The following is a 17,768-nucleotide window of genomic DNA, read 5'->3' on the forward strand; positions in this document are numbered from 1 at the left end:
CGCAGCAGACATGGCGCAAAAACAGTACGACGAATCCTCTTTCCGCGTTCTCAAAGGCCTGGAGCCGGTGCGCGAGCGCCCCGGCATGTACACCCGCACCGATTCACCCTGCCACATGGTGCAGGAGGTCATCGATAACGCGGCCGACGAAGCGCTGGCGGGCTTCGCGAAAAACATCCACGTGGCGGTGTTCCGTGACGGTTCGGTGGCGGTGACCGACGACGGGCGCGGCATCCCGGTGGGTCTGCATCCCGTTGAAGGCCTGCCGGTGGTCGTGCTCGCCTATACCGTGCTGCACGCAGGCGGCAAGTTCGACAAGAAGAGTGGCAATTCGGCCTACGCTTTCTCGGGCGGCCTGCATGGCGTGGGTGTGGCGGTGACGACCGCCTTGTCGACGCGTGTCGAGGTCGAGGTGCGCCGCGAGGGCAAGGTGCACCAGATCTACTTTGCCAACGGTGGTCGCGAGATCGGCCCGCTGGTCGAGGCGGGCAGTGCCGGCAAGGCAACAGGCACGCGGGTGCGCGTGTGGCCGGATGGCCGGTATTTCGACTCACCCAAGGTGCCGATGAACGAAATCGAGCGCCTGCTGCGCTCCAAGGCCGTGCTGCTGCCGGGCGTGCAGGTGATGCTGGACGTGGAGCAGCCCGATGGCAGCTTCGCGCGCCAGGAATGGAAGTACGCCGATGGTCTCTCGGGCTACCTGAGCGAGATGACGGCCGGCGCCGAGGCTGTCGCACCGCTCTACAAGGGTGAGGCCTATGCCGGGCAGGACGAGGACTTCGCGCCGGGCGAGGGCGCAGCCTGGTGCTTTGGCTGGTTCGATGGCGTGCAGCTCTCTGAAAGCTATGTGAACCTGATTCCCACTGTTGCCGGGGGCACGCACGAATCCGGCCTGCGCGCCGGCGTGTTCGAGGCCGTCAAGAGCTTCATCGAGCATCACGGCCTTCTGCCCAAGGGCGTCAAGATCCAGCAGGACGACGTGTGCGGCAAGATGAGCTTCGTGCTTTCGGCGCGCTTGCTCGACCCGCAGTTCCAGGGGCAGGTGAAGGAGAAGCTCAACTCGCGCGAGGCCGTCAAGCTGGTCTCGTCGATGCTGATGCATCCCTTCGAAGCCTGGCTCAACCAGAACGTCGAGTTCGGCAAGGCCATTGCCGACATGGCCATCAAGCAGGCGCAGTCGCGCCTCAAGGATGCGCAGAAGGTCGAGAAGAAGAAGAGCAGCGGCGTCGCCGTGCTGCCCGGCAAGCTGTCGGACTGCGAGAGCGAGAGCATCACCGAGAACGAGCTCTACCTCGTCGAAGGCGACTCTGCCGGTGGCTCGGCCAAGCTGGCGCGCAACCGCGAGACGCAGGCCATACTGCCGCTGCGCGGCAAGGTGCAGAACTCCTGGGAAATCGACGCCAATCGCCTGTTCGCCAATGCCGAAATCCACGACATCTCGGTGGCCCTTGGTGTTGATCCGCATCCACCCGAGGCGTCAGACGCCGTGCTCGCCAACCTGCGCTACGGCAAGGTCATCATCATGGCCGATGCGGACGTCGACGGTTCGCACATCCAGACCCTGTTGCTGACCTTGTTCCTGCGCCACTTCCCGCGTCTGATCGAAGCCGGACATCTGTGGATCGCGCTGCCGCCGCTATACCGCGTCGATGTGCCGGCGCAAGGCAAGAAGCGCCCGGCGCGGCGTTTCTACGCGCTTGACGATGGTGAGCTGATGTCGATCCGCGACCGCCTGGCCAAGGAAGGCTATCGCGAAGAGCAGATGGAGACTGGCCGCTTCAAGGGCCTCGGTGAGATGTTGCCCGCGCAATTGAAGGAGACCGCCATGGACCCGGCCACGCGTCGCGTGCTGCCGGTGACACTGGAGGGCGTGACCGAGGCGGCGAAGCTGTTCGACCTGCTGATGGGCAAGGGTGAGGCTTCGGGCCGCCGCGCCTGGATGGAAGCCAAGGGCAACCTCGTCGAGGCGGATCTTTGAGTCACGCTACGGCGCGTCGTGCTTTGCTGTGGCTGATTCCGGCGCTGATTGCCGGCGGCGCCGCTGTCGATCAGCACTTTGCTGGCTGGGGGCAGCCTGTCGTGAGCGCGATGGTGTGGGCGGTCTTTGCCGCTTTGCTGGGGCTGGAGTCGGCGGAGCGACGCATCGCATTGTGTCTGTGTCTCGTCATCGCCACGCTGGGCGAGGTCTTCCTGTCTCTCGTCTGGGGTCTTTACGACTACCGACTGCACAACATTCCCCTGTTCGTGCCGCCAGGTCATGTGCTGCTGTTCTGGTTCGGCATGCAGACCGCTTCGCGTGTACCCGGCAGGCTGCTGGATGCCGTTCCCGTGCTCAGCGGTATCGCGTCGGTTGGCTTGCTCATCAGCGGCATCGACGCGCTGAGCCTCGCCCTGTGGGGGCTTTTCGTGCTGGCCTGCGTGCTGGGTCGATTGTGGCGCGTGTCGTCGACGCGCTTCTACAGCTGGATGTTCGTGCTGGCGTTGGTCATGGAAGTTTTCGCGACACGCGTTGGTAACTGGTCCTGGCGACCGACTGTGCCCGTGTTGGGCTGGAGTACGCTCAACCCGCCCCTTGCGGCTGGCGCCTTCTATTGCATGCTGGACTTGCTGGTGTTCGCTGCGGCGGCCCGTCTGTCCCGCTTTTCCTTGCGGCCCGCGCGTGGTGCGGCGCCCTAGCGTCATTCCTTAGGAGAGTCTTGTGAAATTCCCGATGAAAAAGCTTGTGATGAGTGCGGCATTGCTGCTGTCGACCCTGTCCGCTAACGCGGCAACCGAGATGGTGGCAACGGTCAATGGCAAGGGCATTCCCAAGGCGCTCGTAGACCAGTTGGTGATCGACAACGGCGTGCAGGGCAAGCCGGAGGAGGCCGGTTTCCGTGATTCCGTGAAAACCGAGCTGGTGCGGCGTGAAGTGATGGCACAGCGCGCCGTGGCCCTCAAGCTCGACAAGACGCCGGCTTACCAGGCCGAACTCGCCAACATCAAACAGCAGTTGGCGCAAGCCAAGGTACCCAAGGATCAGATCGACATCGCCCTGGGCTTCAATACGCAGGCGATGCTCGCCGAAACCTTCATCCAGGACTTTGGCAGCAAGTACAAGGTCGCTGAGCCCGCCATCCAGGCGCGCTACAAGGAAATCGTCGCCAAGCGTGGCGGTACCGAATATCACATCCGCCACATCCAGGTCGCTGGCGAAGCCGAGGCCCGCGCCATCATCGGCAAGCTCGCTGGTGGTACCCGCTTTGAATCATTGGCCTCTGAATCGCAGGATCTGGGCAGCAAGGATCAGGGCGGTGATCTCGGCTGGAGCAAGGCCGAAGGCTTCCCGCCCTCATTCGCCGCTGCCGTGCGCGAACTGAAGCCGGGCCAGAGCACGCGCGAGCCAATCAAGACAGAAGCGGGTTACCACGTCATCCGCGTCGAAGGCGTACGTCCTGTTGTCGTGGGCAGCCTGGAGGCCTACCGCAAGGAAATCCGCGACGAGATCATCCAGGCTGCGCTGGACAAGGAAGTCGCTGCGCTGCTGCAGAAGGCAAAAATCCAGTAAGCGTCGCTTTACCGCACACCAGAAAGGCCGCAGTTGCGGCCTTTTTATTTGAGTTCTTGCCTTGCCTCAGTCGAACAGTGCATCGATGTCGGCTTGCAGGTCTTCGTTGGTGATTGCGGCAGGCGTCACGGGGGCGGCAATCAAGCCTTTCTGGATCAGGATTTCGTAGCGCGCAATCTGGTTGCGGCCGTTTTCCTTGCAGAAATACAGTGCCTCATCGGCACGGCTGAGCATCTCGGCTGGCGTCAGGGACGGGTCGATCTGCACGTAACCGAGCGAACAGGTGACCTTGCCGACTTGCGGAAACTCGTGGTCGGCCACGGCCTGGCGGAAACGGTCGAAGACCATGTGCGCGTGGTAGGCAGACACGTGGCGCAGCAGCACGACGAACTCTTCACCGCCGAAGCGGAACAGCTTGTCGCTGCCACGGAAACTCTTCTTCATGACGTCAGCGACGCGAATCAATACTTCATCGCCGAACAGGTGGCCGAAGTTGTCGTTGATGCGCTTGAACTTGTCGATGTCCACCACGCCCAGCCAGCAGAACTTGGGTGCGAGCGTGTCGGGGCCGATCGGCTGCTCGCTGTTGCGGCGTTGGGCCTCTTCGGCAATCGCGATGAAACGGTCGAAGTTCTCGTCAAAGGTCTTGCGGTTGCAGAGACGCGTCAGGGTGTCGAGCTCGGCGTAGTCGAGCAGTACGAGGTGTTCTGCATAGATGCTGAACAGTTCGCGCACGCAGTCGAGTAGCGGTTCGCTGGGCTCCTGTGCGCATTGCACGTCGAAAATCCCGACGGTGGTGTTGTGCTGGCGGATGGCGATGGCCAGGCGCATGGTGCCACCTTCGTCATCGGCGGCGATGCCGTCAGGGGTGGCGGCGCAGACTTCTAGCAGTGGATCGGCCGACAGCTGGTTCTTCTCGCTGTCGAGGCTGTCCATGTCGGTAATCGAGGAGATGCCGCCGCGTACTGCCCAGGCGCAGGGAATCGTCAGCATGCCTTCCGGCGAAGGGCGCACCGAATGCAGCAGAGCCGAATGTGCGTCGAGAATCTCAAGCGCGGCCACGACGACCGACTCGGCGATTTGTTGACGGTCACGCGATGCTTCCAGGGACTGCAGCTTTTTCAGCAGTTGTAGCAGGGCGGTTTCGGATCTCATTGACGGCGAACGGGTCGGAATGTGGCGTCAGACGGGGATGTCGGGTCAGGGCATAGTCAGCTCTAACGGCGCTTTGTAACAAAAGCTTGAGGCAATGTGCGAGGGGAGTCCGGCAGTCGAACACTCTCCGCCGCCAAATGGCCAAGGCCCGCATTGCGCGGGCCTTGGCGGGGTCGAACAGGCTAGTCGATCTGGCGGCGCAGCACGCCAATCGGCGGCGCCCAGTCATCCACCGGCTTCTTCTTGCGCGTGACCAGGGTCAGTTGCGCAGGCTGGAACACGTTGGCGTTGTGGGTGACCGGCGTGGTGATGAGGTATTGCGCCCGGGTAGCGCGCAGGAAGGCGCCGACCCGGTCGATGTTGGCCACATCGAGGTGGGCAAAGGGCTCGTCGATGAAGACGAAGCCGCCGGGGCGGGCGTCGTCCATGAGCAGGCCGATGAGCAGGATCAGTGACTTCATGACCTGCTGACCGCCCGAGGCTTCGCCGTCGTTGAGGCTTTGCGCCCCCTTCTGGTCGAAGTCGAATGCCACTTCGAGGCCGGCGGCGCTCAGCGTGGCATCGTCGTTGTCCAGCGTGGGCACCGGGCATTCCACATGCACGCCGGAGAGTTCGCCCAGCGCGCGCAGGTTCTTGCCGTACTGGCGCACGGTGGCGCGCAGCTTGGCGATGTAGGCGGCGCGGGCGTCGTCGACCATGCTGCGGGTGCGTTCGGCATAGCCCAGGCGCTGGGCGTAGTCGGTTTCGCGCTGTGTCAGTTCCAGACTCAGCTTCTCGCGCACGATCAGCACGTTTTCATCGGTCGGCCATTCACCATCAACGAGGCGCCGCTTGAGGCGCGACAGCTCGTTGCGCGCGCCGGCAAGGCCACCGTAGTGCTCGGCCAGGTCGGCGAGGGCGTCGGCTTCGAGCCAGTGACGGGGCATGCCGCGACGCTTGCTGCGCAGGCGCATCAGGCGGGCTGCCTGCTCCAGGCGCTGCGGGCGGGCATCGGTGGTGAGGCGGCTCAGCGTGTCACGTGCCTGGGCGAGGTCGCGTGTGCGGCGGTCCGATTCGATGGCGATGCCCGACAGGCGCTCCTTGCAGCGTTCGAGGTCGGCCTTTGCGGCCTCCAGCCCGCGTTCGGCACGCTGGAGTGCTTCCAGCGCAGCGGGTTTGTCCTGGGCGGCGGCATCGAATTCGGTTGCACGCGACAGCATCAGTTCGGCGGCCTGCATGCCCAGCAGCTTCTGGCGTGCGCTCTGCATGGCCGATTCGGCTTCTTCCTGCTTCCTGTGCGCCCAGGCGAGTTGCTTGTCGAGGTCGCCGACTTCCTTCTGCAGGGCTTCGAGACGTGCCGTGCGGGCCAGTTCGCCGAACCAGAAGTCCAGCGGCACACCGAGGTGGCGCGCGCCACGGCGTTCGCGGTGGTAACCGTCCCGGGTGATCCAGTCCTGGTCGCGCGGCAGTCTGGCGCCGGCGGCGGCGTTGTCGACGCGGCGGATGCGGCCCAGGAGTTCGGCAAGCCACCTGGGCGGGTCGCCGGCGAAGTTCACCACTTCAAGCAGGCTGCCGTCGGGAGCATCGGGTGCCGGGCTGCGATCGGGCACGATGAAGTGGCGGAAGCGTTCCTGCTCGCCCAGCGACCAGGCTTGCTGGCGGTCGTTCTCGTCTTCGAGCAGGATCAGCGAGCGATAGGGGCGCAGGATGGCTTCCAGCGCGCCTTGCCACACGGGGTCGGCGACTTCGATGATCTCGGAGAGCAGGCGATGCTCGATGCCCGCATCGGACAGCACCTTGCGGAAGCGCTGCGTGTCGGCGTCGGCTGGTGGGCCGCTGCGCGCCTGCGAGTCGCGCAACTGCTGCGACACGTCTTCAAAACGGCCGGTCAGCTCGCGCACCTTTTCACGCGCGGCCTGCCAGTCGGCATAGGCGTTGGCGGCGGCGTCTTCGGTGTTGAGGGCGTCGGAGCCGTGCTCACGCGTGATGCGTTCGCGCAAGGCGTCGCGTTCGGCAAGCTTCTTGTCAATGTCGCGCAGCACGTCGCGTGCGGCGAGCCAGTGGGCGTTGGCGTCGTTGACGCGCTGGCCGGCTTCGTCGAGCCAGGTCTGCGCCTGCTGCTTTTCGCTGCCCAGGCTGGCAACACGCGCATCGGATTCGTCGCGCACACGTGCTGCTTCGCGCAGGGCCACGCGCGTCTGCTGCAGGCGCTCGCGCCAGGTCTGCACGTCAACCAGCAACTCGGCGACTTCGAGACGCGGCACCGCGTCGTTTTCGAGTGCCGTGGCCTCGCCATGCAGGTTGCGCCATTCGAGGAAGCGATCGGCCTCAAGCCGCTTGCCCTCGGCCTGCGCCTTGAGGCGGTCGAGGTCCAGCGACAGGGCTTCGAGTTCGCGCTGGGCGTTCTTCTGTTCTTCACGCGCCGCCTGATAGTTGTCGAGCACTTCCTTGTCGCCGAACACGTCGAAGACCAGGTCGAGGAGCGCGCGTGGCGAGTATTCGCAGAGCTTGTCGGTGTCGCCTTGTTCGAGCGACAGCACCTTGGCGATGGCGGGTGTCAGGCCGGCGTAGGCGAGACGCGACTGGTAGTCGCGCAGGCCCAGCCACTGCGCCGATTCGTCGAGCTGCTCGACCGTGAGCAGGCCGTCTTCAATCGTGTACTCGCGCGTCCAGTCGCCGCCGGCGCGCTTCACGCGGCAGGCCAGGGTGATGTCGTCCTTGAGGCAGGGGAAGAAGGGACGCTTGCCCGTCGAGCCCGGCCGGTTGCTGACGGTTGCGCGAATCCACGCCACGCCTGCATTGGCGCGGCGCACATAGCGGCGGAAGTCGCGCTTGCCCGAGCAGCGCAGCGCGAACAGCGTGCGCATGGCATCGAGCAGCGTGGTTTTGCCCGAGCCGTTGGGGCCGACGATGGTGATGATCTGGGCATCCAGCGGCAGCGTGAAGCGGCGCCAGAAGTCCCAGTGAACCAGTTCGATGTCGCGGATATGGAACATGTATTCGTACTCGATTCGCTTTTGCCGTCATTCCCGCCCAGGCGGGAATCCAGCGTCGTTATTCAGTTCGTATGCACAGTCTCTGGGTTCCCGCTCTTGCCCTCTCCCCCAACCCCTCCCCCGCAAGCGGGGGAGGGGAGCGGAATGCAGCTTCGCCGGGCGTAAAGTTGGCGGGAACGACGGATCACCTTCGCGATTCGATTTCGTCTTCGTCAAACTCGTCCATCACGTCTTCGTCGAGTTCGGTCTGGCTGGGCACACTGCGACCCGCGGCGGCGAGCACGTCAGCCAGCGTGCCGTTGATGATGCGATCGGCGAGCACGCGGTAGTCGAGCAGCACATCGAGCAGCGGGCCTTCGAGCAGGTAGCCGCCGCGGCGTTCGATGAAGCCGAGCCGGGCGAGTTTGCCGAGCGCGAAGTTGCGGATCTTGGTCTTGCCGCCGAGTTGTGTGCCGAAGTCGGCGAGCAGCGAAGCTTCCGACACGGCGCCGGAGACTTCGTTGCCGTGCACGATCGGCTTCTCTTGCCCGAACATGTCGTTCTGGCCATCGTCCTCGCGCGTGCGGCGGCCGAGCTGGCGTTCGCGTTTGGGCAGGATGATCAGCGCCCACAGCACGATGAGCAGGGCCACCTCGTCGCGCGTGAGGCCCATGGTGCTGGCCTGGTAATCGCGGCCGCCGAACACGGCCTCGTGCACGTCGATCTTCAGGCCGACGGCGATGTGCTCGGCAAACGGGTTGTCGAGCAGTTCAAGGCCGACGCCGGCGAGCTTGCTTTCCAGCTCGGCGCGGAAGGCTTCATCGACCAGCGCACGGCGCACCTGTGCATCGTTGCGCGGCAGCCAGCGGTGCGCGAGCAGGCGGGCGGTGAGGGCGGTGATGTCGTGTTCCATGTCTGACTTCAGAGAGGGGCAAGGAGTGAGGAGTGAGGAGCGGGTGCTTGCTCACGTCCGGGCTCGGCAAACTCGATTTTTGGGGCGCGAGGGTTCGCGAACAACAGTTGTTTACTCATCACTCATATCTCCTTACGCCTCACCGCCGGACAACCTGTCCGGCCGACATGTGAGACACCTCGTCTTCCATCACTTCGACCAGGGTGGTGTCCAGTTGCAGGTCGTAGGGCATCTGGGTGAGGTCGGCGACCGGGCCTTCGGCCTGGGCTTCTTCGTTGCCAAGCAGGGACAGCAGGGACAGGCGATAGCTTGCGGGCCCGAAGCCGCCGCCCAGCACGAGCTTCTGTGCCGGGGTTGCGGTGGGAATGCCGGCAAGTTTCTCGGTGAGGCGGATCAAGAGGCCAAGGTCTTCCGATTCCGCAGCCTGATCGACCGGTGCGGCTTCTGCAGGGGGCAGGGCGGTGTTGGCTTCCATGCGCTGCACTTCTTCAGACAGCACGGACTCGGCACGGTCGAGCAATTCGTGGCCGCCGGCGAGGAACTGCGCGCGTGGCCCCGCGCCCAGTGCGCCATCGGCGAGTGCCGCGATGCGGCGGATGTCCAGGCTGCGCAGCCAGGCGGCCGCGTCAGACGACGAGACGCCCGAAGCCCCCAGCGTGACGCGCTGCGATTCGATCTTGTTGAGCGCACGCTGGAAGGCGGCATCGACACGTGCCAGACGGCTCTGCGCGAGGCCGATGGAATGCGCGACGCGGGCGATATCGGGCGTGATCTCTTCTTCTTTGGTGTCCCCACCGGCGAGCAGGCTGCGCAGGATCTGGGTGCCTTTCTCCAGCCAGCGCATGTTGCCCGAGAGGCGTGAGCGCGCATCGAGGATGCGGAACTCGGAGCCCGAGGCGATGGCATCTTCGAACGACGCAGTGAGCGCGTTGAGCTTGGCCAGCAGGTGCTGCAGCATGTCCGGCGTGACCGTGCCCGTGGCCTGCATGCCGGCGAGCTGCGTGGTCAGGAAACCCAGCTCGGCATCCTCCGACTCGCCGAAGCGCAGCAGTGCCGACACCGCCGCCACGGCGTTGCGGCCCGAATCGGACAGCTGATAGGTGCCGTCTTCACCGAACACCATGAGCCCGTTGCCGCGCAGGCGCCCCAGCACGGTTTCGAGCTTGACCGGGTCGATGTAGGCAAAGTGGCGGCGCAACTCGTCAGGCAGCCAGCGCGGCAGGTCGGCACGGGCGCCGATCTCGCGCAGCACATGCAGGCGCACGAAAACCTCTTCTTCGCCGCCACGGAACAGGGCGATGAAGGTGTCGACCAGCGGACGGGCGCGGACTAGCGCCCACAGCGTGGGCACATCGTCAGGCTCGACGCCGGGATTGAGGAATCCCGTCAGGTTGAAGTCGGCTGCGCTCGACATGCGCGGATCAGACGCCCTGCTTCAGGCTGGCCTGGATGAAGTCATCCAGGTCGCCGTCGAGCACGGCTTGCGTGTTGCCGACCTCGTAGTTGGTGCGCAGATCCTTGATGCGGCCCGAGTCGAGCACGTAGCTGCGGATCTGGTGGCCCCAGCCGATGTCGCTCTTGGCGTCTTCGAGCTTCTGCTGTTCGGCCTGACGCTTGCGCAGTTCCAGTTCGTACAGGCGGGCGCGCAGCATCTTCCAGGCTTCGTCACGGTTGCGGTGCTGCGAACGGTCGTTCTGGCACTGCACGACGATGCCGGTCGGAATGTGGGTCAGACGCACGGCGGAGTCGGTCTTGTTGATGTGCTGACCACCGGCGCCAGAGGCGCGGTAGGTGTCGGTGCGTACGTCGGCCGGATTGATGTCGATCTCGATCGAGTCATCGACCTCGGGGAACACGAAGACCGACACGAAGCTGGTGTGGCGGCGTGCGTTGGAGTCGAACGGCGACTTGCGCACGAGGCGGTGGATGCCCGTTTCAGTGCGCAGGTAGCCGTAGGCGTAGTCGCCGCTGACCTTGATCATGCAGCTCTTGATGCCGGCCACGTCGCCTTCGGACTCTTCCATGAGTTCGACGTTGAAGCCCTTCTTCTCGCAATAACGCAGGTACATACGCTCGAGCATCTGTGCCCAGTCCTGCGCTTCGGTGCCCCCGGCGCCGGACTGGATTTCGATGAAGGCCGTGCAGGGGTCCATCGGGTTGTTGAACATGCGACGGAATTCGAGGCCTTCGACGCTGCCGGCGATGTTGCGCACGTCAGCCTCGACCGAGGCGACCGTGTCTTCGTCTTCTTCCATGCGCGCGAGCTCGAACAGCTCGTCGGCATCCTTGAGGCCGTTGGCGATGGATTCGAGCGTGTGGACGATGTTTTCGAGCGCGCGCTTCTCCTTGCCGAGTTCCTGGGCGTTCTCCGGGTTGTCCCAGATCTTCGGGTCTTCGAGCTGCTTGCTGACTTCGATCAGCTTCTCGGCCTTGTTGTCGTAGTCAAAGATACCTCCGCAGCGAATCCGCGCGGTCGCGCAGGTCGCTGATGGCGTTGGCAATGGCGTTGATGCGTTCGGCTTCCATGTTCTTCCAGCTGAATTGGGCAATCGGCAATTATAGCGGCTCCGCCCGCCGCGCTCCGCGCCAAGTCAGCGCCGCGGGTCAGGGCAAACCGGGATTGCGGCCCGGCTTGACGGCACCGGGGTGATTGGCGCGCTATTCCGGCCCATATTGGGCTCCTGGCGGGGCCACAATGGCGCCGGCCTGTTTGCCGAGAGGAAACCATGCTGCGTTGCCTGTTCCTGCTGTGCCTGCTTGCCCCTGCTGTGTTGCGCGCGGCGGACGATCTGTTTCCGTACGCCATGCCGTGGAACGACAACACGCCCGGCCTCACCAGTCTTGCGGACTGGAACGAGCGGCCTGCCGGTGCGCAGGGATTCGTCAGCGTGCGTGACGGTCACCTGTTCGCGGGGGCCCGGCGTTTGCGCCTGCTGGGGGTGAACATCGTTTTCGGCAGCTGCTTTCCCTCGCATGCCGACGCCGACGGCGTAGCCGGGCGGCTGGCGCGGCTGGGCGTGAACATCGTGCGCTTCCACCACATGGATTCGGCGCCTGCACCACGCGGGCTGCTGCAGCGGGACATGCGCACGATGGATCCGGCCCAGCTCGAAAAGCTCGACTACTTCGTCGCCGCACTCAAGCGTGTGGGCATCTACAGCAACCTCAACCTGCACGTGGGGCGGATGTACCCCGGCTTTGCCGGCTGGGGCGAGACGACGCCGAAGTACTGGAAGGGCGTTGACCATTTCTTTCCGCCCATGATCGCGATGCAGAAGGACTACGCGCGAGACCTGCTCACCCACGTGAATGCCTACACCGGCAAGCGCTATGCCGATGAACCCGCGGTGGCGCTGGTCGAGATCAACAACGAGAATGGCTTGCTGCGCGAGTGGCGTGTCGGCTCGCTCAACGAGATCACCGGGCTCTACCGCGAGGCCTTGCAGCAGGGCTGGGTACGTTGGCTCAAGGCACGTTACGGCGATGATGCCGGGCTGGCCCGTGCCTGGGGTGCGCGCGAAGTGCCCGTGGGTGAGGAGATGTTCGGCGCCAGGATCAACGTGCGCGGCAACGAACCGGGCTGGAACCTGCAGCTCGTCGGGCAGGCGCAGGCCACCGCAACACCAATGGCTGAAGGCGTGGGCGAGGTGAAGGTGACGCGTGCCGGGGCCGAGCGCTGGCATGTGCAATGGCATCAGAACGGCCTGAAGTTCAAGGCCGGCGAGCCCTACACGCTCAGCTTGAGATTGCGTGCCGACCGGCCACTGCGCATCGCCTTGCAGGCCATGCAGAACCACGCACCCTGGCAGCACCTGTGGAGCACCGAGCTGGCCGTCGGCACCGGCTGGCAGGATTACCACATCACCTTTGCGCCAACGATGAGCGAGGAGGTCGCACGCTTCACGCTGGGCAACCTCGGGGCGGGTGAAGGCACGCTGTCAGTGGCGAAAGCGAGCCTGCGGCCGGGTGGCAATCTCGGCCTGGCCGAGGGCGAATCCCTGGCGCGCGGCAACGTGGCGATTTCGACAAGCAGCGACTTCCTGAGCCGCACGCTGGAAGCCCAGCGCGACTGGCTGCAGTACCTGTGGGACACGGAGAGCGCCTACTGGCGCGGCATGCAGGACTTTCTCAAGCGCGACCTGGGCGTCAAGTCGCTGATCATCGGCACGCAGGTCAGCTACAGCCCGGCGCCGCTGCAGGGCGAGCTCGACGTGGTCGACGGCCACGCCTACTGGCAGCACCCGCAATTTCCCGGCAAGCCCTGGGACATGGACAACTGGCGTATCGGCAACAGCCCCATGGCCGGCATTGACGGCGCCGGCACACTGGCCGAGCTCGCCATGCGCCGCCAGCCCGGCAAACCCTTCGTGGTGACGGAATACAACCACTCCGCACCGGCCGAGCATGCGGCCGAAGCCTTCCCGCTGCTGGCAGCCTACGCGGCGCTGCAGGACTGGGACGGCATCTTCATCTATTCCTACGGCGCCCACGACGCCAACTGGCAGCCTGACTACCAGGTCAACTTCTTCGACACGCATGGCGACCCGAACAAGATGAGCAGCCTGCTGGCCAGTGCGGCGCTGTTCCGGCGCGGTGATGTCAGCACGCCTGGCGCCGACCTCAGCCCGGTCCCCGAGCGGGCCACCCTCGTCGAATCCCTGCGACGCACCTATCAGATGCCCGCCGCCTATCTGTGGGGGGCGCCGCGCAACCTCGCGGCGCTGCGGCCCGTTTCGATCGGCACGCCAGCCGGTGATGGCGTGCCGCTGCCGCTGCGCAGCGTGGGTGGCGAGCTGGTGTGGGGTGTGGCCGGCCAGCAGACCGTGAGCGTCGACACGCGGCGCAGCAAGGGCCTCATCGGCAAGGCGCTGCCGCAGGCCTTTGACGCCGGCGGCATACAGCTGCAGGTGCTGAACGCGAGACTGGGGCACGCTGTGCTGCTGGCCACGCTGATCGAAGGGCGTGACTTCAGCAGTGCCGGCAGCCGCATGGTGGTGACGGTGCTGGGCACCTCGCAGAACACTGAGCAGCGTTGGCTCGACGCCGCACACACGACGCTGGGCCGCCGCTTCGGCAAAGGCCCGGTGCTGGTCGAGGGGCCGGTGGCCCGCATCAGCCTGCCGGTGGCGGCGGCGAGGGTCAAAGCCTGGGCGCTGGATGAGCGCGGCCAGCGGCGTACGCCGGTGACGGTGACAGGCCATGACACGGCCGTGCTGGAGACGGGCCCCCAGCATCGCGCGCTGTGGTACGAACTGCTCGTGCAGTGAAGCAGGCGCTGCGCGGAAGCGTCTGGTCAGAAGTTCTCGCGGATGCGCAGAAAGCTCGCAAAGCGCGGCAGGCCGGTGGCCGTGAGATCGCGGTAGCGGTAGGTGACCGTACTGCCAATGGGCGGTGGCTGTTCGCGCTGGGCCGCGCTGAAGCCGGTGCCAAGCCGGAAGCGGCGCCCCTCTGGCGTCTCGACGACCAGTGCGCCGAGCTTGCCGGCCAGACGCCCCTTGCCCTGCACATGCCCGACGACGGTGGCCTCGGTGTCCAGCATGGGCTTGAGCTTGAGCAGCGCGTCGCTGCGGCCGGTCACGTAAGGCGCGTCAGCCTTGTGCAGCATGAGGCCTTCGGCACCGTGTCGTACGCGCTCGTTGAGCAGGCTGGCGAGCGCCTTGCGGTCAGCGACGCGAAACTGCTCAACCGCTTGCAGCCAGGGGGTGCCCGCGTCGGCTACAAGCTGGCGCATGGCGGCTACGCGTGCGCTGAAGTCACCGGGCGCTGCGGGCATTTCGAAGATCATGTAACGCACTTCGCGCCACTCTTCGTCGAGCGGAGCTTCGCGCCGCACGATGGCCGAGAGACGGTCGAACTGGCGACGTGCGATCCACAGTTCGCCATCAAGAGGCACGGGCGGCAGGGCGCGCGTGAACCAGGCCGGAGCGGGCACCGGGTTGCCGCTGCGGAAGCGCAGGGTCTGGCCATCCCAGATGCCGCGCACACCGTCGAGTTTCTCGCTGACCCAGTAATCAGCCGGGTTGATGCCATCGCGCCAGACATTGGCAAGCAGGATGTCGGGCGCCGCTTGCGCGAGCGCCGCGAAGCAACAGCAAAGTGTGAGTACGAAGGCTCTGCAGAACGACATCGGACGGGCTCCGCGGTAGTGAGGCGGCGCCCATGCTGTCACCTGCTGTCGCCAGCGTCCTGCGGATTGCCCAGAAGGCTTGCATTGCCGCCCGCCGCGGCGGTATTGATGGTCACCACCTGTTCGCTGCAGAAGCGCAGCAGGTAGTGCGGGCCGCCGGCCTTGGGGCCGGTGCCGGACAGCGCTTCGCCGCCAAAAGGCTGCACGCCCACGACGGCGCCGATCATGTTGCGATTGACGTAGACGTTGCCTGCTCGCGAGCGCGCAGCAAGTGCGGCGGCGCGGCGGTCTATGCGCGTGTGGATGCCCAGGGTGAGGCCATAACCCAGAGCATTGATGGCGTCGATGACGGCGGCCGGGTCGCCCTTCCAGCGTACGACCTGCAGCACCGGGCCGAAGATCTCGTGCGTGGCGTCGGCGACGTTGCTGATCTCGAAGACATGCGCTGCCACGAGGTGGTGCGGCTGTGCGGGTACCGATGGTGCCAACAGCACGCGGCCACGTTCGCGCAGGCGGCCGATGTGACGCTTGACGTTGATGAAGGCTTCGCTGTCGATGAGCGGGCCGACATCGGTGGCGAAGTCGGCCGGGTCGCCCGCGCGCAGCTCGCTGGCGGCACCGACGACGAGTTCGAGCACGCGCGCGGCGATGCCTTCATGCAGGCACAGCAGACGCAGCGCAGAGCAGCGCTGCCCGGCCGAGCGGAAGGCGCTTTGCAGCACGGCGTCGGCCACCTGTTCGGGCAGGGCGCTGGCGTCGACGAGCATGGCGTTGATGCCGCCGGTTTCGGCAATCAGCGGCACGATGGGGCCGTCCCTGGCGGCCAGCGCGCGCTGGATGCCTTTCGCCACGCTGGTTGAGCCGGTGAACACCACACCGTCGACGCCCGGGTGGGCGACCAGCGCGGCGCCGACGGTCTCGCCGGTGCCGTGCAGCATCTGCAATACGCTGGTCGGGACACCTGCGGCATGCAGCAGGGAGAGCATCTCGGTGGCAACACGCGGCGTCTGTTCAGCCGGCTTGGCGACGACGCAGTTGCCGGTGACCAGGGCGGCGGCAATCTGGCCGGTGAAGATCGCCAGCGGAAAATTCCACGGGCTGATCGCGACCCACACACCGCGTGCGCGCAGCTGCAGGGTGTTGCGCTCGCCGGTCGGGCCAGGCATGGCTTGAGGCGCCTGCAGGCGCAGCGCTTCGTTGGCGTAATAGCGCAGGAAGTCGATCGTTTCGCGCACCTCGGCAATGGCGTCGGGCCAGCACTTGCGCGCTTCCTGTACGAGCAGGGCGGCAAAGCGCGGCAGGCCGAGCTCCAGCCGCTCGGCTGCGGCCTGCAACATGGCAGCACGTTCATCGACCGGGCGTGCGGCCCAGGCGGGGAAGGCGGCACGGGCGCGCTGCATGGCGGGCTCTACCTTGCCCGCTTCGTCCATCTGCACGACGACGACGGGCAAGGTGGTGAGGGCGTCGCCCAGGGTGTCACGCGTTTCGGCTTCGGCGAGGTCCAGCCCGGCCGAGTTGCGTCGCTGCGCGCCATAAAGCTGTGGCGGCAGGGGCAGGTTGTGGCCTTGCTGCAGCTGCAGGGGCGATTGCAGCAGCGTCTCGCTGCTGACGCTTTCGTCGGCGAGCTGGTGCACGAACGAGGCGTTGGCGCCGTTTTCGAGCAGACGCCGCACGAGGTAGGCGAGCAGGTCGCGATGCGCGCCGACCGGCGCATAGACGCGACAGTTCAGCGGCAGGGTTTTGAGCACTTCGCGATAGACGCCTTCGCCCATGCCGTGCAGGCGCTGCAGTTCGAAGGGCGCCTCGGCGTCGCGCGCCATCTGCACCAGCGCGGCGATGCTGCCGGCGTTATGGGTGGCGAACTGCGGAAAGATGCGGTCAGGCGCTTCGAGCAGGCGCGCCGCACAGGCGAGGTAGGAGATGTCGGTGTGCACCTTGTGCGTGAAAACGGGGTAGTGGGCGAGACCGAGCTCCTGCGCGCGCTTGATCTCGCTGTCCCAGTAGGCGCCCTTGACGAGGCGACACATCAGTTTCACATCGTGGCGCTGGGCGAGCAGGATCACGTGGTCGACAAGATCCAGCGCGCGTGTCTGGTAGGCCTGCATCGCCAGTCCGAACCCGTGCCAGTGCGGCGTGTGGCGCGCGATCTTCTGCAGCAGGGCTTCGAACACGTCGAGAGAAATTTCGAGCCGCTCGACTTCTTCGGCATCGATGGTGAGGTTCATGTTGGCCGCCGCTGCCTGTTCGCACAGTGACCACACACGCGGCACGAGTTCGTTCATCACGCGTCCGGCCTGTGCCCATTCGTAACGCGGATGCAGGGCGCTCAGCTTGATCGAGATGCCGTCCTGCTCGCGGCAGCTCGCGCCGGCCGTGCGTGCCGACGCGAGCTTGTCGATGGCAGCGCGATAGCTGTCGAGATAGCGTTGCGCGTCAGCCGCCGTGCGCGCGGCTTCGCCCAGCATGTCGTAAGAAAAGCGCAGGGCCGGCTGGTCCTTGCGCTGCGTCTGCGCCGCGCGCTGGGCGGCTTCGATGGTCTCGCCCATCACGAACTGGGTGCCCAGCAACTGCACCGCACGCAGCCCGGCGGCGACCACGCTGCGCGCACCGAGGCGCTGCCACAGGCCCTGATGCTCGCCCTCTTCGGGCAGACACTGGCGCGAGAGCTTCATGGCCATCGCGGAAATCTGGCCGAGCAGGGAGTCGTGCCCTGCGCCGAAGTCGGCACGGCCAAGCTGGTCGGCCGTCAGCGCAATGGCTGTTTCGAGGTCGGGGATGCGCGAGAGAGCCTCGGCCAGACGCATCAGCGCCAGACCTTCGGCGCTTGAGATGGGGAATTCGTGGAGCAGGCGCTCCATCGCCCAGAAAGGTGGCGGATGCGCCCGCACCTCGCGCACCCAGTCGTGCGCGGGACGGGTGGCTTGCATCCAGTCGAGCCGGCTGCCCAGCTGGATGAGGCGATCGGCGACGACGCCTTGTTCGTCACGGTAGGGCGATGGCAGACGCATGGGGGACTCCACACAGCTCGCTTGCTCTTATCATCTTAGGCAATCGATTTCCGTCTGCGTTCCT

At 65.7% G+C, this 17,768-nt stretch carries 11 protein-coding genes; 4 read left to right on the forward strand and 7 right to left on the reverse strand.

From position 1 onward, the window contains the following. The first annotated feature begins 10 nt into the window (after window positions 1-10). From ABEA02_RS05470 to ABEA02_RS05480, 3 genes are read left to right on the forward strand one after another with little or no spacing between them, the layout of a single operon-like run. Complete coding sequence (locus ABEA02_RS05470) at window positions 11-1,978, forward strand: DNA topoisomerase IV subunit B (RefSeq protein ID WP_345531852.1); 1,968 nt, start codon at window positions 11-13, stop codon at window positions 1,976-1,978. After that, the gene (locus tag ABEA02_RS05475) at window positions 1,975-2,676 is read left to right on the forward strand and encodes a hypothetical protein (protein WP_345531853.1); all 702 of its coding nucleotides are present in this window, start codon (window positions 1,975-1,977) and stop codon (window positions 2,674-2,676) included. The genes ABEA02_RS05470 and ABEA02_RS05475 overlap by 4 nt, the downstream gene beginning before the upstream one ends. Window positions 2,677-2,710: 34 nt before the next feature. Next, the gene (locus tag ABEA02_RS05480) at window positions 2,711-3,547 is read left to right on the forward strand and encodes a peptidylprolyl isomerase (protein WP_345531854.1); all 837 of its coding nucleotides are present in this window, start codon (window positions 2,711-2,713) and stop codon (window positions 3,545-3,547) included. Between the two features lie 66 nt (window positions 3,548-3,613). On the opposite strand, the gene ABEA02_RS05485 is transcribed toward ABEA02_RS05480, so the two are convergent. The 5 genes from ABEA02_RS05485 to prfB form a co-directional block, all read right to left on the reverse strand. After that, window positions 3,614-4,702 (reverse strand): GGDEF domain-containing protein, encoded by a 1,089-nt coding sequence (locus ABEA02_RS05485; RefSeq protein WP_345531855.1) that lies wholly within the window; start codon window positions 4,700-4,702, stop codon window positions 3,614-3,616. 182 nt (window positions 4,703-4,884) lie between these two features. Beyond that, window positions 4,885-7,677: an ATP-binding protein gene (locus ABEA02_RS05490; protein ID WP_345531856.1), complete on the reverse strand. Its 2,793-nt coding sequence runs from the start codon at window positions 7,675-7,677 to the stop codon at window positions 4,885-4,887. A gap of 184 nt (window positions 7,678-7,861) precedes the next feature. After that, on the reverse strand, window positions 7,862-8,569 hold the full coding sequence (locus ABEA02_RS05495) for a hypothetical protein (protein ID WP_345531857.1): 708 nt from the start codon (window positions 8,567-8,569) through the stop codon (window positions 7,862-7,864). Window positions 8,570-8,708: 139 nt separating this feature from the next. Continuing rightward, the gene (locus ABEA02_RS05500) at window positions 8,709-9,983 is read right to left on the reverse strand and encodes a hypothetical protein (RefSeq protein ID WP_345531858.1); all 1,275 of its coding nucleotides are present in this window, start codon (window positions 9,981-9,983) and stop codon (window positions 8,709-8,711) included. A gap of 7 nt (window positions 9,984-9,990) precedes the next feature. After that, window positions 9,991-11,095 (reverse strand): peptide chain release factor 2 gene (prfB, locus tag ABEA02_RS05505; protein WP_345532038.1). Its coding sequence is split into 2 segments (ribosomal slippage): window positions 9,991-11,013 and window positions 11,015-11,095, totalling 1,104 coding nucleotides; the frame shifts between segments, so codons are not numbered across the junction. Between the two features lie 200 nt (window positions 11,096-11,295). On the opposite strand from prfB, the gene ABEA02_RS05510 reads away from it, so the two are divergent. Beyond that, complete coding sequence (locus tag ABEA02_RS05510) at window positions 11,296-13,836, forward strand: carbohydrate binding domain-containing protein (RefSeq protein WP_345531859.1); 2,541 nt, start codon at window positions 11,296-11,298, stop codon at window positions 13,834-13,836. Window positions 13,837-13,862: 26 nt separating this feature from the next. On the opposite strand, the gene ABEA02_RS05515 is transcribed toward ABEA02_RS05510, so the two are convergent. Both ABEA02_RS05515 and ABEA02_RS05520 read right to left on the reverse strand, forming a co-directional pair. Beyond that, a complete protein-coding gene (locus ABEA02_RS05515) occupies window positions 13,863-14,696 on the reverse strand; it encodes a DNA ligase (RefSeq protein WP_345531860.1) in 834 nt (277 codons plus the stop codon). A 38-nt stretch (window positions 14,697-14,734) separates the two neighbouring features. Further along, window positions 14,735-17,704 (reverse strand): L-glutamate gamma-semialdehyde dehydrogenase, encoded by a 2,970-nt coding sequence (locus tag ABEA02_RS05520; RefSeq protein WP_345531861.1) that lies wholly within the window; start codon window positions 17,702-17,704, stop codon window positions 14,735-14,737. Window positions 17,705-17,768: the final 64 nt, after the last annotated feature.

It is taken from the genome of Viridibacterium curvum, assembly GCF_039544165.1.
In the GTDB taxonomy this organism is placed as follows: Bacteria; Pseudomonadota; Gammaproteobacteria; order Burkholderiales; family Rhodocyclaceae; genus Viridibacterium; species Viridibacterium curvum.